Raw genomic sequence first — 15,939 nt, 5'->3', positions numbered from 1 at the left:
CGAGTTATTTTTATCCAAACCCTATTGACAGGTTTTTACAGGAGGTCACTGATGACCCGCGTTCCCGATACCGATTTAGCCCGCTTAAAGCAAACCGTCTCGTTACTGGGGCTGGCGCGTAAGCAAGGCCGTCCGATGAAAAAACGCGGTGAGGATTATGTGCTGCGCTGTCCGTTCCATAACGAGAAAACGCCCTCAATGGTGATATCGCCTGCTAAGAACCTGTATCACTGCTTTGGCTGTGGCGCAGCGGGATCGGTGCTGGACTGGGTGATACAAACGGAAGGGGTGACGCTGAAAATCGCTATCCGCCGGCTGCGGGAGCTGGCCGGGTTGCCGGATATGGACAATGCGGTTGTGGCCGCTTCTTCTTTAGCCGCCCCGCCGGGATCACAGGCGGCACCTCTGCCGCGCCCGAAACTGGCCGACCTGGACGATGACGGGCAGGCGCTGTTGCATCAGGTGATTGATTTTTATCATCAGCACTTACTGGCGTCACCGGAAGCCAAAGCCTGGCTGGAGCGGCGCGGGCTGAACCATCCTGAACTGGTCAGCCACTTTAAACTGGGGTATGCGGGCCATCACGGTATCAGCGGTTCCGCGGGGTTGTTGCCGTCCAAAGACAGTCAGGAAGGTCAGCAGTTGCGCGGCAAGCTGTCGGGGCTGGGCGTGTTGCGTACCACCACCCGGCAGGACCACTTCCGGGGCTGTGTCGTGGTGCCGATAATTGGCTGGGCCGAATCGGCCAGTGTGGCCAGCCGCGGGCGGGTGCTGCAACTGTATGGCCGCCGAACCCAGCCGGATTACAAAGTGCTGAAAGACAGCCCAAAGCATCTGTACCTGTCCTCACCACTGGCCGGGGTCTGGAATGAGGCAGCGATGAAAGCCGCTGCGGAAATTATCCTGTGCGAAGCGCTGATCGATGCTATGACCTTCTGGTGTGCCGGGTTCCGCAACGTGATCGCCGCGTTCGGGGTGAACGGGTTTAACCGTGAGCATCTCGAAGCCTTGCAGTATCACGGCGTGAAGCGGGTGCTGATTGCCTTTGACCGGGACGAGGCCGGAGACCGTGGCGCGGCTAATGTGGCGGCTGACTTACTGGAAGCCGGTATCGAGGCATGGCGGGTGCAGTTCCCGCCGGGCATGGATGCCAATGACTATGCGCTGAAAAGCGGCAATGCCGAACATGCGCTGGGGCTGGCCTTGCAACAGGCGGTCTGGCTGGGACAGGGAACAGCGCCGGGCGCGGTGTTCAGCCATGAGCGGCCCGTCTTGCCGACGGTGACGGAAAAGCCCCAAAGTGCCGGGGTGGCTAAATCTTCTTCTTTAGCCGCCCCGCCGGCGCTGACCGTTGCCCCCGTGCCCTGTGAGCGCACGGCGTCCGGTGAGTTGTTGATGAAAAGCGGCCCCCGGGTCTGGCGGATACGGGGGATGAAAAAATCCCCGGTACCGGACGTGATGAAAGTCAATGTGCAGGTGCGGGATGAAACGTCCGGCCTGTTCCATGTGGATACGCTGGACATGTATCACGCGCGGCATCGTCAGCACTACATCAGCACGGCGGCGCAAGAGCTGGAATGCGAGCTGTCGGTCATCAAACGCGAAGCCGGGCGGGTCTTGCTGATGCTGGAGCAGCAACAGGACGCGCAACAGCAAGCCGACGCCGAAGCCTCAGGGACAACGGCGGTGACGGTCAGCGCGGAAGACGAAGCCGCCGCGCTGGCGTTGCTAACATCGCCGAACCTGACAGAACAGATTATCAACGACATGGCCGCCTGTGGGGTGGTCGGCGAATCCACCAATCTGCTGACCGGGTATCTGGCGGCAGTCTCGCGCAAACTCGATAAACCGCTGGCCGTGTTAATCCAGAGCAGCAGCGCGGCAGGCAAGAGCAGCCTGATGGATGCCGTGCTGAACCTGATGCCGGAAGAGGAGCGTATCCAGTACTCGGCGATGACCGGACAGAGCCTGTATTACCTCGGCGAAACCAGCCTGCAACACAAAATACTGGCGATAGCCGAAGAAGAAGGGGTGCGGCAGGCGGCCTATGCCCTGAAACTGTTGCAGTCCGACGGCGAGCTGAAAATCGCCAGCACCGGCAAGAACGAGCAGAGCGGCGAACTGGTGACGCGGGAATACAGGGTACAGGGACCGGTGATGCTGATGTTAACGACGACGGCCATTGATGTGGATGAAGAGCTGCTGAACCGCTGTCTGGTGCTGACGGTCAACGAATCGCGTGAGCAGACGCAGGCTATCCACGCCATGCAGCGGCACCGCCAGACGCTGGCCGGGTTGCTGGCTGACTCGGAGAAAGGCTATCTGACGCAGTTACACCAGAACGCCCAGCGCCTGTTAAGGCCGCTGAAAGTGGTCAATCCTTACGCCCATCAACTGACGTTCCTGTCAGACAAAACCCGGATGCGGCGCGACCACATGAAATACCTGACGCTGATACAGGCCATTGCCCTGCTGCACCAGTATCAACGTGAAGTGAAGAAAACCACCCACCGCGGGCAGGTCATCGAATATATCGAAGTCACCCAGGACGACATTGCCCTGGCTAACCGGCTGGCGCATGAGGTGCTGGGGCGCACGCTGGATGAAATGCCGCCGCAGACGCGCAAGCTGTTACTGCTGATACAAGAGATGGTGAACGCACAGGCGCAAATCCAGCACTGCCAGCCAAATGAAGTCCGCTTTACCCGGCGGGATATCCGCGCCTTTACCCACTGGAGCGACAGCCAGCTCAAAAACCACTGTCAACGGCTGACGGAAATGGAATACCTGCTGTTGCATGGCGGCAGCCGGGGGCACCTGCTGCATTATGAACTGCTGTGGGACGGAGAAGACAACGGCGCAGCCCACCTGTGCGGCCTGCTGGATGTCGGAGAAGCGGACTCAGAAACCGCCGGCAGTGAACGCAAGTCTGACCCGGAAGGTCGTAAGTCTTCCCCAAGTCCGGGGCAAGTCTGGCCTGAGTCTGGGGAAGAAAAACCCGCGTCAGCCCAGACAGAACAAGGGCCGGCAGGGGCACAAGTCCGGGCAGATGAAAACGCAGTTATTAAGGAAAATAATCACAGAGGCGCATTGCCCGTACCCGACAGGGATAAAACGCCGGCAGCCGTCCCGACAGGTCATGAGAGCAAGTCTGACTTAAATGAACGCCAGTCTGCCTCAAGTCTGGGCCAGGTCCGGGCTAAGTCTGGGGTAAAAAAATCCCCATCAGGGCAGGCAGAACACGGGTTCAGCGTACCGCAAGTCGGGGTAACGGAAGACACCGTGATAAAAGGAAAAAAGAAAACACGCCCCTTGTCTGCGCCCGCCCCTCAATCTCAACCGGAGGTCAATCATGGCAAACCGTAAACCCCGCAAGGGAAGTCTCCTGACCGTCGATGACGTCTACCGTCAGCCTGTCGGTCCGGCACATGACCCAAAAAGCCTGTATGCGCTGCTGCTGCGCTTCGTGGCCTGGCGGCAGGAACGGAACTGGTCGGAAACCACGCTGAAAGTGCAGACCCATCACACCTATCACTTTATCCTGTGGGCCACGGACCGGGGCCTGTACTATGCCGCGGACATCACGCGGCCAATACTGGAGCGTTACCAGCGCTACCTGTACCAGTACCGCAAGACCAACGGAGAGCCGCTGAGCATCCGCACCCAACGCACGCAGTTGCAGCCGTTACAGGTATGGTTCAAATGGCTGACGAAACAGAACCTGATACTGGCGAACCCGGCAGCGGACATTGAGTTGCCGCGGGAAGAAAAACGCCTGCCGCGGTATATCCTGAGCATTGATGAAATCGAGCATATCCTGTCGCTGCCTGACCCGAATACGTTGCAGGGCGCGCGCGACCGGGCCCTGATGGAGCTGCTCTGGTCAACCGGGATACGACGCAGTGAAGCGGCCCGGCTCGATATCTACAGCATAGACGGGTCACGCAAAACGGTGACCATCCGGCAGGGCAAGGGGAATAAAGACCGGGTATTGCCCCTCGGCGAACGGGCCTTAAACTGGCTCCAGTTCTATCAGCAACAGATTCGCCCGCAACTGCTGGTCACCCCGGACATCCAATCACTGTTCGTGGCAATGGACGGTCTCGACGGGTTGCAGCCGAACGGTATCACGAATGCCGTAAGCGGTTATATCCGGGCCGCCGGCATTGAGAAAAAAGGTGCCTGCCACCTGTTCCGGCATGCGATGGCAACGCAGATGCTGGAGAACGGCGCGGACCTGCGCTGGATACAGGCCATGTTAGGCCATGCCAGCGTGGAGTCAACCCAGGTGTATACGCAGGTCTCTATCCGGGCCTTGCAGGCGGTGCACGCCAGCACCCATCCGGCGGAGCAAATGGCCGACGAAAAAGTCCGCGACGCCGATGAGGTGGGTTTACTGGCCGACCTGTACGCCGACGATAACGCCGACACGGACACGCCGCCGGACAGTTCAGAGCCGACCTCAACCGCCGATAGCCGCTGAGCGTCCGCACGCCCCCGTTGAGTTGGGCGGGTTCGGTGTGGGGGCAGACCGTGGCCGGACTGCCCGTCGGCATCGGCGCACGCGGGGGTAAATAGTCGTCAGGCGGCTCAACCACGAGCGTCCCCGTTAAGCCGGTCCAGGCCGCCCAACGCCTATTGAACATAATGCGGGGGAATTATACGCACTGCGCCGGTGAGCCCGGGCAACCGCCTGAGCATTGATGAGCGGCTTAATGCGTATAATTGGCATTATGTCTTGCGCCCCCGCGGGTCAGCATTGGCGGGTGTGGCGCACAAGGCTGCGCCTTATGCTCTAACCGACTGAGCCGGACATCGGCAACTCTGAGTTCTTCTTTAGCTGCCGTGCCAACGTCCGGCCAACAACCCTGAAGGCAGATCGGCCTGCGGCCTCCGCTCATTGACTTCCCCCCGCCCCAACCCCGCTGCACTGGCTGCGCCCGGTTCGCAGTCGCAGGCTCCTTGCTCATTCCCGTGCTCGCCATCGCCGCCCCGTGCAGCCCCCGGGGGCTTCCCTGAACAAAACAAAACCGCGTGGTCATGCAAGGTCATACGCAAACCGAAGCCACAGTGCCTCAGAGCGTCGCAGGGGCGCCGCTTGCGGGCTCTGTGCCGCCCGCGCCCGCAGAACGGGCACCCGCCGCCCAAGCGAGTTGGGCGACGTTCGCCCGTTGCCGAAAAAGGCGCTACACTGACCAGAGCGCGGCGGGAAAAACCGGCCTTCGGGGGCGAAAAGCGCGTCAGGGGGTTTTGGGGCCGGCGGTGAACGCCCATTGGAAAAAACGGGTGGTAACTGGCTGAGGGCATTGGGAAAATCGGTGTTTGGCGGTCAACGTCGCAATGGAATGGGTTGTTGCGGATAATAATGCCCTGAGCTTACCCAAAGGCATGGCGGATTATGGTCGGTCAGCATCAAGTCTGGCTACCGCTATGTTAAATGAAGGTAAATCCCCTCAAGAGATTTCAGCGGCATTGTCAAAACATGCCAAAGGCGATCACCCGGAAGGACAAGATCCGGCAAGAGGATTATTAGTCGCTTGGGGGGCAGGTGCTTCTGCTGTGGGAGGTACTATAATTGCGCCTGTTGCTGGGACCGCAGCCGTAGTGGGTGGAGCTTTACTTGGTGCAATATCCGATACCGGAAAACAGCTTATCACTATGAAACCAAACGAGAGTTACAGCTATACCGACACCCTTATAGCTGCCGGAGTGGGAGCATTAACCCAAGGTAAAGGTTTGATATATACAGAAGGGGTAAATATTGGTGGAGCCTGGCTGGGTAGCAAGCTTAAAGGTGAAGATGCAACTGGAGCTGTTATAGGTGCGGCTGTTGGTACTGTAGCAGGTGCTAAAGGTGGAAAAATAATTACAGATAAACTGGCTCCTGTCGTTATCAGTCCTGTAGCGTCAGAAATAGGTGGTGCTATCGGAGGTACTGTTGTAGGTACAGTAATAGGCACTGGTATTGAAAACCAGATAAAAGAAAATGGAGCTAAAAATGGAAAATAAACGAATAGGATTAAAAGCTTTTATCCTACTTACAGCTTACTGGACATCGTTTATTTTTCTTTTGGCCTTTATTGCAGGGTTAGCTGTACCTGCATTTTATTATTTTGAAAATGGTTATTTTAATTATCATTGGAATGATTTTATTTACACTGCGAGAGTAGGAGTTGGTGCAGGATTGCCTGTTGGAATTGGAATTTGGGTATTGGCGAAGATAGAAGAAATTCGCAAAAGAAAATCCTCTTCAGATCCTTAGCTACTTAATTCCGGCCAATATAATCGCAAGTCTGGATACAGCTTGTTGCGGATAATAATGCCCTAGCTATACCAATGCCACCACCACCGATAGCCGGTTCAAACACGGGTGAAGCCGTGAATGAAGCAAACCAGACAATAGCTTCAGCTTTGGACAAAAAATTGAAGGAAATGGGAGAGTCTATAGATAAAGCCACCCAATGTTCTTTTGGCCGGGTATGTTCGTCAGATTATGTCGATAATGAAAGCCAACCAAATGTAGGGAAGAATCTGACAAATGAAGAAAAGTCTCAGTATGGTGGAGTTGGTTCTGGATCACCTAGTGGTTGGGAACCACAGGATGAGGAGAATGCGAGAACTCAGCAATCTGATTCCAAAAATTTTGATGATAAGTTTAAAAAGAGTGATTTAGTATCTTCTGCTAATAAGCCTATTAATAATCAAGGATTATCTGCTGGGGCTCGTGCTTGGGAAAAACACGCAGGAAGACCAGGAGGAATATTTGAGCCGTTAAAAGGAAATGTTACTCAGAAAAATGAAGCAGCTAGCCGGTTCGTAAATGAAGTGTTGAATAATAAGAATACTGTCCGAACCGATTTATCCAAGGGTGGTATAGAATACCGTCTACCTGATGGTAGAGGTGTCCGCTACAACTCAGATGGTTCTTTCTCAGGTTTTTTAGATCCTAAAAGGTAAAAAAATGGCTAATAATTTTGAAGTGGATTTTTTTAGTGACTCCAGATACGAAGAGCTGACAGCAGAAATTTCGTATAGGGGGCAAATACTTTGTCAACTTAACAAAGACAAGGGAATTGATTCTATTGAGATTGAATTTTTTTCAGATAGTAGGATTTTGGAAAAACCAATAGAAATGAAATTCCCGTTAGACGAGTTTATAAATGTGTTGATGAATACAAAAGTAGATCTCATTACATGATTAAAATCTCGGTTTTTAAGTTGGGATTTTACTTTTAATTATCGGTTTAGAGGGGGCCTCATCTAGATGATTGGTTCCTCCATCCGCGATGACCGAGACCAACTAATCGGTGGTAAAAGTCGCGTCGGGGCATTATGAGCCGGACATCGAACTACCCCGGGAAAAATCGTTTGTAACCGATTGAGTACATTGGAGTAATTGGTGTCCGGCGGTCAACTTCGCAATGGAATGGGTTGTTATTGAGAATAACTATCTGAGCGTGAATGAGCTGGACAGTTTTGCGCATCAAGCCCGCACCTGTGAAGGCGAAAGCTGCAAACAAGTGATCAAGGATATGGTAGACACTAATATCCGCAATCAGCAGGAAATGATGGATTTCTGCAACAGCAACCCGACCCAGTGTGCACAGAAGTATGGTTATCTGGTTGATCAGTGGCCGGTGTTTGAACGTACCCTCAAAAATATGGACCGGGATGGCACATTGCCGGTTGAGTTCAGAAATTACCTGTCGGCGGTGAATACGTTAGGTCAGGCGGCCACAGGCAAGGTAGGCGAACTCGGCTGGACAAAACGCTTTGAGGCGATGGGCATGAGCAAGGAAACGGCCGCTGCGATGGCGATGACATTGCCAATTGTGATGGAGGGGGCTAAAGGGCCGAAGTCATCGCCAACAACAAAGGGAAGCACAGGCGCGGCTGTTAATACAGAGAAAACGGCGCTGGAAAAGATTGGGAAAAACAGTCAAGGCACAACGAATCTGGGTGATAAATCGGATAATACTGTTTATCATCAACAGCTTATCAAAAATGCTGAAAAGATATCTACTGCGAAACCAGGACAACAAGTTGCTGCGCCAAGGGATCTGAATGAGCAAACTTTCTGGAAACAGGTTGAATCAAATCCGTCACAAGGAAGTAAATTGTTAGGTATGAATAAAGATCCCCGTTTTCCTACAGCGGCTGGTTTTCAGAAAATGGAAGCAAAACATAGGCTCCCTAATGGACAAACAATAACTATCCATTACCAGTACAACTCAAATACTGGTAAAGCCTATGACATGAAAATTACTACTCCTCAGAGAATCCAACAGGATCCTAAAAAGGTAATAGATTCAATAAAGGATAATGTTAAATGAAAATACAAGAATCAGATGGCTCTATTGTTGATGTTTTTGCCATATATTGGTTTGGTGATGAAACATATTTTTATGGGTTACCACCAAATTATGGAGGTTTACAGGCATATAAGTCTCATGAAGTCTCAGTTATCGATACAACGATAGATTTTAAAACTGTTTTTTTCTCAAATGATGATGCTAAAAGTGTTCATCATTGGGCATTAATAGAAGAACAGTTGCTGGATGATCTACTTGAGTTAGATGAAACTGCTTATCAACGCTTTTTGGCAATCCTAAAGGCAGAAGGTAATATAGAACAGGATTTTTGTTAATTAGGCGTCCCGGTCAGTGGCCGGGAGCTTCCTGCTTTTAACCGTCAACTGTTCTCAACGAGCCGGATAATCAACTGTCCGTGCTCAACACTGACCTGCACTGGCTGCCCGGTCACAAAGCCCGCTTCTTCCAGCCAATTACCTTTAAGATGCAAGCTGGGATGCTGGCTGTAATAGCGGGTCATGCCAGTGTGGCGGTCGGCGTGACATCGGCTGATATAGCCGACCTTATAGCGGCGTTGCGCTTTCGAACTGCCTGAATTTACATTACAATCGCGTTCAGCCATAGCTAACTACCTCTGATAGTGGGTTGTGGTTAGCGGTGCTGGGATGTTCTCAGCATCTCAACACCGCGTAAGTATTGTCTCTTCTTGAGCGGCTAACGTTTTACCGTCCAACGTTTAGCATCATGCATATGCAACATACTGCTAATCACTGTCTCAATCGCTTCCCGCTCTTTCTCATCCAACTGTGAGACTGCTTCGAACTGGAGTTTTAGCCGGTCATCGGGTCCGCGCTCATTGGGATCAAAAAGAAGCATATCGGCACTGACATTCAACGCTAATGCAATCCGCCGAAACACATCAATCGTCGGCTGGGATGTCCCGGCTTCATAGCGCTTGTATTGTGAAACGTGCATACCAATCTTGTCAGCCATCTGTTGTTGCGTGAAACCAAGCTCTTTACGGGAAGCCGCCAATTTATCAGAAAAGCTCATAGGAAATTCCAAAGTTGCTGTAACTGACGTCACTATACCCCTCCCGTTTTTATCGCTTGACTAAAAGTATCATATCAGGGACTATATATATTATCAATATGAATCTTGACGCATTTTACAGGAGTAGAGGCAATGACCCGCGTTCCCGATACCGATTTAGCCCGCTTAAAGCAAACCGTCTCGTTACTGGGGCTGGCGCGTAAGCAAGGCCGTCCGATGAAAAAACGCGGTGAGGATTATGTGCTGCGCTGTCCGTTCCATAACGAGAAAACGCCCTCAATGGTGATATCGCCTGCTAAGAACCTGTATCACTGCTTTGGCTGTGGCGCAGCGGGGTCGGTGCTGGACTGGGTGATACAAACGGAAGGGGTGACGCTGAAAATCGCTATCCGCCGGCTGCGGGAGCTGGCCGGGTTGCCGGATATGGACAATGCAGTTGTGGCCGCTTCTTCTTTAGCCGCCCCGCCGGAGTCACAGGCGGCACCCCTGCCGCGCCCGAAACTGGCCGACCTGGACGATGACGGGCAGGCGCTGTTGCATCAGGTGATTGATTTTTATCATCAGCACTTACTGGCGTCACCGGAAGCCAAAGCCTGGCTGGCACGACGCGGGCTGAATCATCCTGAACTGGTCAGCCACTTCCGGCTCGGTTATGCGGGTCATCACGGTATCAGCGGTTCCGCGGGATTGTTGCCGTCCAAAGACAGTCAGGAAGGCCAGCAGTTGCGCGGCAAGCTGTCGGGGCTGGGCGTGTTGCGTACCACCACCCGGCAGGACCACTTCCGGGGCTGTGTCGTGGTGCCGATAATCGGCTGGGCCGAATCGGCCAGTGTGGCCAGCCGCGGGCGGGTGCTGCAACTGTATGGCCGCCGAACCCAGCCGGATTACAAAGTGCTGAAAGACAGCCCAAAGCATCTGTACCTGTCCTCACCCCTGGCCGGGGTCTGGAATGAGGCAGCGATGAAAGCCGCTGCGGAAATTATCCTGTGCGAAGCGCTGATCGATGCCATGACCTTCTGGTGTGCCGGGTTCCGTAACGTGATTGCCGCGTTCGGGGTGAACGGGTTTAACCGTGAGCACCTCGAAGCCTTGCAGTATCACGGCGTGAAACGGGTGCTGATTGCCTTTGACCGGGACGAGGCCGGAGACCGTGGCGCGGCTAATGTGGCGGCTGACTTACTGGAAGCCGGTATCGAGGCATGGCGGGTGCAGTTCCCGCCGGGCATGGATGCCAATGACTATGCCGTCAAAAGCGGCAACGCCGAACATGCACTGGGGCTGGCGTTGCAACAGGCGGTCTGGCTGGGACAGGGAACGGCACCGGGCGCGGTGTTCAGCCATGAGCGGCCCGTCTCGCCGGGTGTGACGGAAAAGCCTCACAATGCTGATGTGGCTAAACCGGCTGCTTTAGCCGCCCCGCCGGCGCTGACCGTTGCCCCCGTGCCCTGTGAGCGTACGGCGTCCGGTGAGTTGTTGATGAAAAGCGGCCCCCGGGTCTGGCGGATACGAGGGATGAAAAAATCGCCGGTGCCCGATGTGATGAAAGTCAATGTGCAGGTCCGTGATGAAACGTCCGGCCTGTTCCATGTGGATACGCTGGACATGTATCACGCGCGGCATCGTCAGAACTACATCAGCACGGCGGCGCAAGAGCTGGAATGCGAGCTGTCGGTCATCAAACGCGAAGCCGGGCGGGTATTGCTGATGCTGGAGCAGCAACAGGACGCGCAACAGCAAGCCGACGCCGAAGCCTCAGGGACAACGGCGGTCACGGTCAGCGCGGAAGACGAAGCCGCCGCGCTGGCATTGCTGACATCACCGAACTTAACAGAACAGATTATCAACGACATGGCCGCCTGCGGGGTGGTCGGCGAATCGACCAATCTGCTGACCGGGTATCTGGCGGCAGTCTCGCGCAAACTCGATAAACCGCTGGCCGTGTTAATCCAGAGCAGCAGCGCGGCAGGCAAGAGCAGCCTGATGGATGCCGTGCTGAACCTGATGCCGGAAGAGGAGCGTATCCAGTACTCGGCAATGACCGGACAGAGCCTGTATTACCTCGGCGAAACCAGCCTGCAACACAAAATACTGGCGATAGCCGAAGAGGAAGGCGTGCGGCAGGCGGCTTATGCCCTGAAACTGTTGCAGTCCGACGGCGAGCTGAAAATCGCCAGCACCGGCAAGAACGAGCAGAGCGGCGAACTGGTGACGCGGGAATACAAGGTACAGGGACCGGTGATGCTGATGTTAACGACGACGGCCATTGATGTGGATGAAGAGCTGCTGAACCGCTGTCTGGTGCTGACGGTCAACGAATCGCGCGAGCAGACGCAGGCTATCCACGCCATGCAGCGACACCGCCAGACGCTGGCCGGGTTGCTGGCTGACTCGGAGAAAGGCTATCTGACGCAGTTACACCAGAACGCCCAGCGCCTGTTAAGGCCGCTGAAAGTGGTCAATCCTTACGCCCACCAACTGACGTTCCTGTCAGACAAAACCCGGATGCGGCGCGACCACATGAAATACCTGACGCTGATACAGGCCATTGCCCTGCTGCACCAGTATCAACGTGAAGTGAAGAAAACGACCCACCGCGGGCAGGTCATCGAATATATCGAAGTCACCCAAGACGATATTGCCCTCGCCAACCGGCTGGCGCATGAGGTGCTGGGGCGCACGCTGGATGAAATGCCGCCGCAAACACGCAAACTGTTACTGCTGATACAAGAGATGGTGAACGAACAGGCGCAAATCCAGCACTGCCAGCCAAATGAAGTGCGCTTTACCCGGCGGGATATCCGCGCCTTTACCCACTGGAGCGACAGCCAGCTCAAAAACCACTGTCAACGGCTGACGGAAATGGAATACCTGCTGTTGCATGGCGGCAGCCGGGGGCACCTGCTGCATTATGAACTGCTGTGGGACGGAGAAGACAACGGCGCAGCCCACCTGTGCGGCCTGCTGGATGTCGGAGAAGCGGACTCAGAAACCGCCGGCAGTGAACGCAAGTCTGACCCGGAAGGTCGTAAGTCTTCCCCAAGTCCGGGGCAAGTCTGGCCTGAGTCTGGGGAAGAAAAACCCGCGTCAGCCCGGACAGAACAAGGGCCGGCAGGGGCACAAGTCCGGGCAGATGAAAACGCAGTTATTAAGGAAAATAATCACAGAGGCGCATTGCCCGTACCCGACAGGGATAAAACGCCGGCAGCCGTCCCGACAGGTCATGAGAGCAAGTCTGACTTAAATGAACACCCGTCTGCCTCAAGTCTGGGCCAGGTCCGGGCTAAGTCTGGGGTGAAAAAATCCCCATCCGGGCAGGCAGAGCACGGGTTCAGCGTACCGCAAGTCGGGGTAACGGAAGACACCGTGATAAAAGGAAAAAAGAAAACGCGCCCCTTGTCTGCGCCCGCCCCTCAATCTCAACCGGAGGTCAATCATGGCAAACCGTAAACCCCGCAAGGGGAGCCTTCTGACCGTTAATGACGTCTACCGTCAGCCTGTGGGGCCGGCGCATGACCCGAAGAGCCTGTATGCGTTGTTGCTGCGCTTTGTAGTGTGGCGACAGGAACGGAACTGGTCAGAAAGTACGCTGAAAGTACAGACGCACCATACTTACCACTTTATCCTGTGGGCAACCGAGCGCGGCTTATACTACGCAGCGGATATCACCCGGCCGATACTGGAGCGTTACCAGCGTTATCTGTATCAGTACCGCAAGACCAACGGTGAACCGTTAAGCACCCGGACGCAACGTACCCAACTGGAGCCATTGAAAGTCTGGTTCAAATGGCTGACCAAACAGAATCTGATACTGGCGAACCCGGCGGCGGACATTGAACTCCCCAGACTGGAAAAGCACCTGCCGCGCTATATCCTGACCATCGATGAAACCGAACAGATACTGGCGCAGCCTGACCTGACGACGTTGCAGGGGATACGTGACCGGGCGTTGATGGAGTTGCTCTGGTCAACCGGGATGCGTCGGGGCGAATTAACCCGGCTGGATGTGTACAGCGTTGACGGAAAACGCAAAACGGTGACCATCCGGCAGGGCAAGGGGAATAAAGACCGGGTGTTGCCCCTCGGTGAACGGGCCTTAAGCTGGCTACAGCGCTATCAGCAACAGGTGCGGCCACAACTTATCGTCAATCCAGACGTCAAGGCATTATTCGTCGCAATGGATGGGCTGGACGGCTTACAGGCTAACGGTATCAGCAATCTGGTGACAGCTTATATCAACGCGGTGGGTATCGAGAAAAAAGGTGCCTGCCACCTGTTCCGGCATGCGATGGCAACGCAGATGCTGGAGAACGGCGCGGACCTGCGCTGGATACAGGCCATGTTAGGCCATGCCAGCGTGGAATCCACCCAGGTGTATACGCAGGTCTCTATCCGGGCCTTGCAGGCGGTGCACGCCAGTACGCATCCGGCGGAGCAAATGGCCGACGAAAAAGTCCGCGACGCCGATGAAGTGGGTTTACTGGCCGACCTGTACGCCGACGATAACGCCGATGCCGACACGCCGCCGGACAGCCCAGAGCTGACCTGAACCTCCGATAGCCGCTGAGCGTCCGCCCGTCCCCGTTACGTTGGGCGGGTTCGGTGTGGGGGCAGACCGTGGCCGGACTGCCCGTCAGCCTCGGCGCACGCGGGGGTAAATAGTCGTCAGGCGGCTCAACCACGAGCGTCCCCGTTAAGCCGGTCCAGGCCGCCCAACGCCTATTGAACATAATGCGGGGGAATTATACGCACTGCGCCGGTGAGCCCGGGCAACCGCCTGAGCATTGATGAGCGGCTTAATGCGTATAATTGGCATTATGTCTTGCGCCCCCGCGGGTCGGCATTGCGGGGAGTGGCGCACAAGGCTGCGCCTTATGCTCTAACCGACTGAGCCGGACATCGGCAACTCTGAGTTCTTCTTTAGCTGCCCTGCAACCGTTGGGCCAACCCCCCTAAAGGCAGGTCGGCCTGCGGCCTCCGCTCATTGACTTCCCCCCGCCCCAACCCCGCTGCACTGGCTGCGCCCGGTTCGCAGTCGCAGGCTCCTTGCTCATTCCCGTGCTCGCCATCGCCGCCCCGTGCAGCCCCCGGGGGCTTCCCTGAACAAAATCGCGTGGTCATGCAAGGTCATGCGCAACCCGAAACCCCGGTGCCCCCGAGCGTCGCAGGGGCGCCGCTTGCGGGCTCTATGCCGCCCGCGCCCGCAGAACGGGCATCCGCCGCCCAAGCGAGTTGGGCGACGTTCGCCCGTTGCCGAAAAAGGCGCTACACTGACAATGGCACGGCGGGAAAAACCGGCCTTTGGAGGCGAAAAGCGCGTCAGGGGGTTTTGGGGCCGGCGGTGAACGCCCATTGGAAAAAACGGGTGGTAACTGGCTGAGGGCATTGGGAAAATCGGTGTTTGGCGGTCAACTTCGCAATGGAATGGGTTGTTGCGGATAATAATGCCCTAGGTGCAGCAGCCGGGTCAGACTTGGGATTTTGGTTGGCTAAAACACCGGACTGTGATACGGCTTGCAAAAGTAATATTGCTAAAGGTATAGCTAATGGAAATCTAATTGTCTCTGTGGGAGGAATGGCAGTAGCCGGTGGTGCCCAGATTGTGGCCGCCACACCTGAAATTGCAGCAATGGCACGAGCTGCACTGGAAGGATGTAAAGCTGCGCCAACAATTTGTCTAAATAATGCAGGTATTCAGGTCGCAGAAGCATTAACGCCGGGTGGTGTGGGCGCAGCCGGCGTAATAGGTGTGGGTAAAACTGCGGCAGAGGCAGTGGCAGCAAAATCCGAAGCTGTAGCGGCTAATGTGGTGAAGAATGTCTCGAAGAACTTAGAACAAGGAGTATCAAAAACTATAAAATCTTATGGCCCGCATGAAATTGGCCCATTAGGAAACCCCAATGATTTGCGAGCTCCTGCTTCAACGTTCAGAAGTGGAAGTTATACTGAAAAAGTCGCAGAAACAGATATATATTTTTTCAGAGATTATGGCGGCTCTGCTAAAGTTGATGGTCGCTTTTGGACTCCTCAGCCATCAAAAGGACCTCTACAATCTCAACTGGATAGTGCTGTTTTACCTGAATGGGGTAATACTTTTAAAAACCAAGCCATTATAAAGATCCCCAAAGGTACTAAGTATTATGAAGGGCCAGCGGCAGCACAAATTGGAACTAAAGGGACTCAACCAACGTTACATGGTGGTGGTACGCAAATATTTTTACCATCACTAGACAATAACTGGATAATTAAGAAATGAACACAAAAGAAATAGTTGAAAATTGGGTAAAAGAGAAAAAATCACTTTACTTCTTTCTCCCTGATGGCCCTTATGGTAGACCCTTTGATAATCAATATATTATTGAGAAAATTGAGGAAACCAGTGAGAGCTTTAACATAATATTTTCTAATGAAATAGCATTGCGTTTTCTGGGAAAAATTAATATCACAGATGAGGGATATAATCTAACAATAAGCGATTTTACTAAGTGTATATTTGAAATAAGCAGTAGGATTCTTAAAAGTTATACAGAAGGGCAAGTAGTATTAAGTGGCTTTTAAACAACGATCCAGCCTTTAC

General features: G+C 54.4%; 14 protein-coding genes and 1 pseudogene. 12 read left to right on the top strand and 3 right to left on the bottom strand.

The features are described 5' to 3' along the window. Window positions 1-51 precede the first annotated feature (51 nt). Both PluTT01m_RS05830 and xerC (PluTT01m_RS05825) read left to right on the top strand, forming a co-directional pair. Window positions 52-3,366 (top strand): CHC2 zinc finger domain-containing protein, encoded by a 3,315-nt coding sequence (locus PluTT01m_RS05830; protein WP_011144926.1) that lies wholly within the window; start codon window positions 52-54, stop codon window positions 3,364-3,366. Next, window positions 3,353-4,483 carry a site-specific tyrosine recombinase XerC gene (xerC, locus tag PluTT01m_RS05825; protein WP_011144925.1) on the top strand — a complete coding sequence of 377 codons (1,131 nt, stop codon included), beginning with the start codon at window positions 3,353-3,355 and terminating at the stop codon, window positions 4,481-4,483. Before PluTT01m_RS05830 ends, xerC (PluTT01m_RS05825) begins: the two co-directional genes overlap by 14 nt. Window positions 4,484-4,712: 229 nt before the next feature. Here xerC (PluTT01m_RS05825) and PluTT01m_RS26835 read toward each other — a convergent pair whose 3' ends face one another. Then, window positions 4,713-4,970 carry a hypothetical protein gene (locus PluTT01m_RS26835; protein ID WP_157866891.1) on the bottom strand — a complete coding sequence of 86 codons (258 nt, stop codon included), beginning with the start codon at window positions 4,968-4,970 and terminating at the stop codon, window positions 4,713-4,715. 352 nt (window positions 4,971-5,322) lie between these two features. Here PluTT01m_RS26835 and PluTT01m_RS05810 point away from each other — a divergent pair, with 352 nt between their 5' ends. The 6 genes and pseudogenes from PluTT01m_RS05810 to PluTT01m_RS05780 all read left to right on the top strand — a co-directional run bounded on the left by PluTT01m_RS05810 (window position 5,323) and on the right by PluTT01m_RS05780 (window position 8,647). Beyond that, entirely contained in the window at window positions 5,323-6,009 is a 687-nt protein-coding gene (locus PluTT01m_RS05810; protein ID WP_011145469.1) for a hypothetical protein, read from the top strand. Next, the gene (locus tag PluTT01m_RS05805; RefSeq protein WP_011145468.1) at window positions 5,999-6,262 is read left to right on the top strand and encodes a hypothetical protein; all 264 of its coding nucleotides are present in this window, start codon (window positions 5,999-6,001) and stop codon (window positions 6,260-6,262) included. The genes PluTT01m_RS05810 and PluTT01m_RS05805 overlap by 11 nt, the downstream gene beginning before the upstream one ends. A 410-nt stretch (window positions 6,263-6,672) precedes the next feature. Beyond that, a pseudogene (locus PluTT01m_RS28205) lies at window positions 6,673-6,783 on the top strand (Contact-dependent inhibition of growth factor CdiA); the annotation flags it as partial. Window positions 6,784-6,961: 178 nt separating this feature from the next. Next, window positions 6,962-7,198 (top strand): hypothetical protein, encoded by a 237-nt coding sequence (locus PluTT01m_RS05795; protein WP_040150625.1) that lies wholly within the window; start codon window positions 6,962-6,964, stop codon window positions 7,196-7,198. Between the two features lie 223 nt (window positions 7,199-7,421). After that, the gene (locus PluTT01m_RS26570) at window positions 7,422-8,333 is read left to right on the top strand and encodes a hypothetical protein (RefSeq protein WP_011145466.1); all 912 of its coding nucleotides are present in this window, start codon (window positions 7,422-7,424) and stop codon (window positions 8,331-8,333) included. Then, complete coding sequence (locus PluTT01m_RS05780; RefSeq protein ID WP_011145465.1) at window positions 8,330-8,647, top strand: hypothetical protein; 318 nt, start codon at window positions 8,330-8,332, stop codon at window positions 8,645-8,647. Before PluTT01m_RS26570 ends, PluTT01m_RS05780 begins: the two co-directional genes overlap by 4 nt. A 44-nt stretch (window positions 8,648-8,691) precedes the next feature. Here PluTT01m_RS05780 and PluTT01m_RS05775 read toward each other — a convergent pair whose 3' ends face one another. Both PluTT01m_RS05775 and PluTT01m_RS05770 read right to left on the bottom strand, forming a co-directional pair. After that, window positions 8,692-8,934, bottom strand: coding sequence for a SymE family type I addiction module toxin (locus tag PluTT01m_RS05775; RefSeq protein WP_011145464.1), 243 nt, complete (start codon window positions 8,932-8,934; stop codon window positions 8,692-8,694). Window positions 8,935-9,026: 92 nt separating this feature from the next. Further along, window positions 9,027-9,365 (bottom strand): helix-turn-helix domain-containing protein, encoded by a 339-nt coding sequence (locus PluTT01m_RS05770; RefSeq protein WP_011145463.1) that lies wholly within the window; start codon window positions 9,363-9,365, stop codon window positions 9,027-9,029. A 132-nt stretch (window positions 9,366-9,497) separates the two neighbouring features. On the opposite strand from PluTT01m_RS05770, the gene PluTT01m_RS05765 reads away from it, so the two are divergent. The 4 genes from PluTT01m_RS05765 (at window position 9,498) to PluTT01m_RS05740 (ending at window position 15,920) form a co-directional block, all read left to right on the top strand. Continuing rightward, window positions 9,498-12,812, top strand: coding sequence for a CHC2 zinc finger domain-containing protein (locus tag PluTT01m_RS05765; RefSeq protein WP_011145462.1), 3,315 nt, complete (start codon window positions 9,498-9,500; stop codon window positions 12,810-12,812). Further along, entirely contained in the window at window positions 12,799-13,911 is a 1,113-nt protein-coding gene (gene xerC / locus PluTT01m_RS05760; RefSeq protein WP_011145461.1) for a site-specific tyrosine recombinase XerC, read from the top strand. Before PluTT01m_RS05765 ends, xerC (PluTT01m_RS05760) begins: the two co-directional genes overlap by 14 nt. An 852-nt stretch (window positions 13,912-14,763) precedes the next feature. Continuing rightward, entirely contained in the window at window positions 14,764-15,618 is an 855-nt protein-coding gene (locus PluTT01m_RS27225) for a hypothetical protein (protein WP_011145459.1), read from the top strand. Then, window positions 15,615-15,920: a hypothetical protein gene (locus PluTT01m_RS05740; RefSeq protein ID WP_011145458.1), complete on the top strand. Its 306-nt coding sequence runs from the start codon at window positions 15,615-15,617 to the stop codon at window positions 15,918-15,920. Before PluTT01m_RS27225 ends, PluTT01m_RS05740 begins: the two co-directional genes overlap by 4 nt. The last annotated feature ends 19 nt before the right edge of the window (window positions 15,921-15,939 follow it).

This window comes from Photorhabdus laumondii subsp. laumondii, from assembly GCF_003343245.1.
Taxonomy (GTDB): domain Bacteria; phylum Pseudomonadota; class Gammaproteobacteria; order Enterobacterales; family Enterobacteriaceae; genus Photorhabdus; species Photorhabdus laumondii.
The sequence above is the reverse complement of the archived record's forward strand: the minus strand, read 5'-3'. Positions and strand labels throughout refer to the sequence as shown.

What these genes read in the sequence shown, in the direction of transcription:
- PluTT01m_RS05830 (WP_011144926.1), top strand. Translation starts at nt 52, where the DNA reads ATGACCCGCGTTCCCGATACCGATTTAGCCCGCTTAAAGCAAACCGTC.
- xerC (WP_011144925.1), top strand. Translation starts at nt 3,353, where the DNA reads ATGGCAAACCGTAAACCCCGCAAGGGAAGTCTCCTGACCGTCGATGAC.
- PluTT01m_RS26835 (WP_157866891.1), bottom strand. Translation starts at nt 4,970, where the DNA reads ATGAGCAAGGAGCCTGCGACTGCGAACCGGGCGCAGCCAGTGCAGCGG.
- PluTT01m_RS05805 (WP_011145468.1), top strand. Translation starts at nt 5,999, where the DNA reads ATGGAAAATAAACGAATAGGATTAAAAGCTTTTATCCTACTTACAGCT.
- PluTT01m_RS05795 (WP_040150625.1), top strand. Translation starts at nt 6,962, where the DNA reads ATGGCTAATAATTTTGAAGTGGATTTTTTTAGTGACTCCAGATACGAA.
- PluTT01m_RS26570 (WP_011145466.1), top strand. Translation starts at nt 7,422, where the DNA reads ATGGAATGGGTTGTTATTGAGAATAACTATCTGAGCGTGAATGAGCTG.
- PluTT01m_RS05780 (WP_011145465.1), top strand. Translation starts at nt 8,330, where the DNA reads ATGAAAATACAAGAATCAGATGGCTCTATTGTTGATGTTTTTGCCATA.
- PluTT01m_RS05775 (WP_011145464.1), bottom strand. Translation starts at nt 8,934, where the DNA reads ATGGCTGAACGCGATTGTAATGTAAATTCAGGCAGTTCGAAAGCGCAA.
- PluTT01m_RS05770 (WP_011145463.1), bottom strand. Translation starts at nt 9,365, where the DNA reads ATGAGCTTTTCTGATAAATTGGCGGCTTCCCGTAAAGAGCTTGGTTTC.
- PluTT01m_RS05765 (WP_011145462.1), top strand. Translation starts at nt 9,498, where the DNA reads ATGACCCGCGTTCCCGATACCGATTTAGCCCGCTTAAAGCAAACCGTC.
- xerC (WP_011145461.1), top strand. Translation starts at nt 12,799, where the DNA reads ATGGCAAACCGTAAACCCCGCAAGGGGAGCCTTCTGACCGTTAATGAC.
- PluTT01m_RS05740 (WP_011145458.1), top strand. Translation starts at nt 15,615, where the DNA reads ATGAACACAAAAGAAATAGTTGAAAATTGGGTAAAAGAGAAAAAATCA.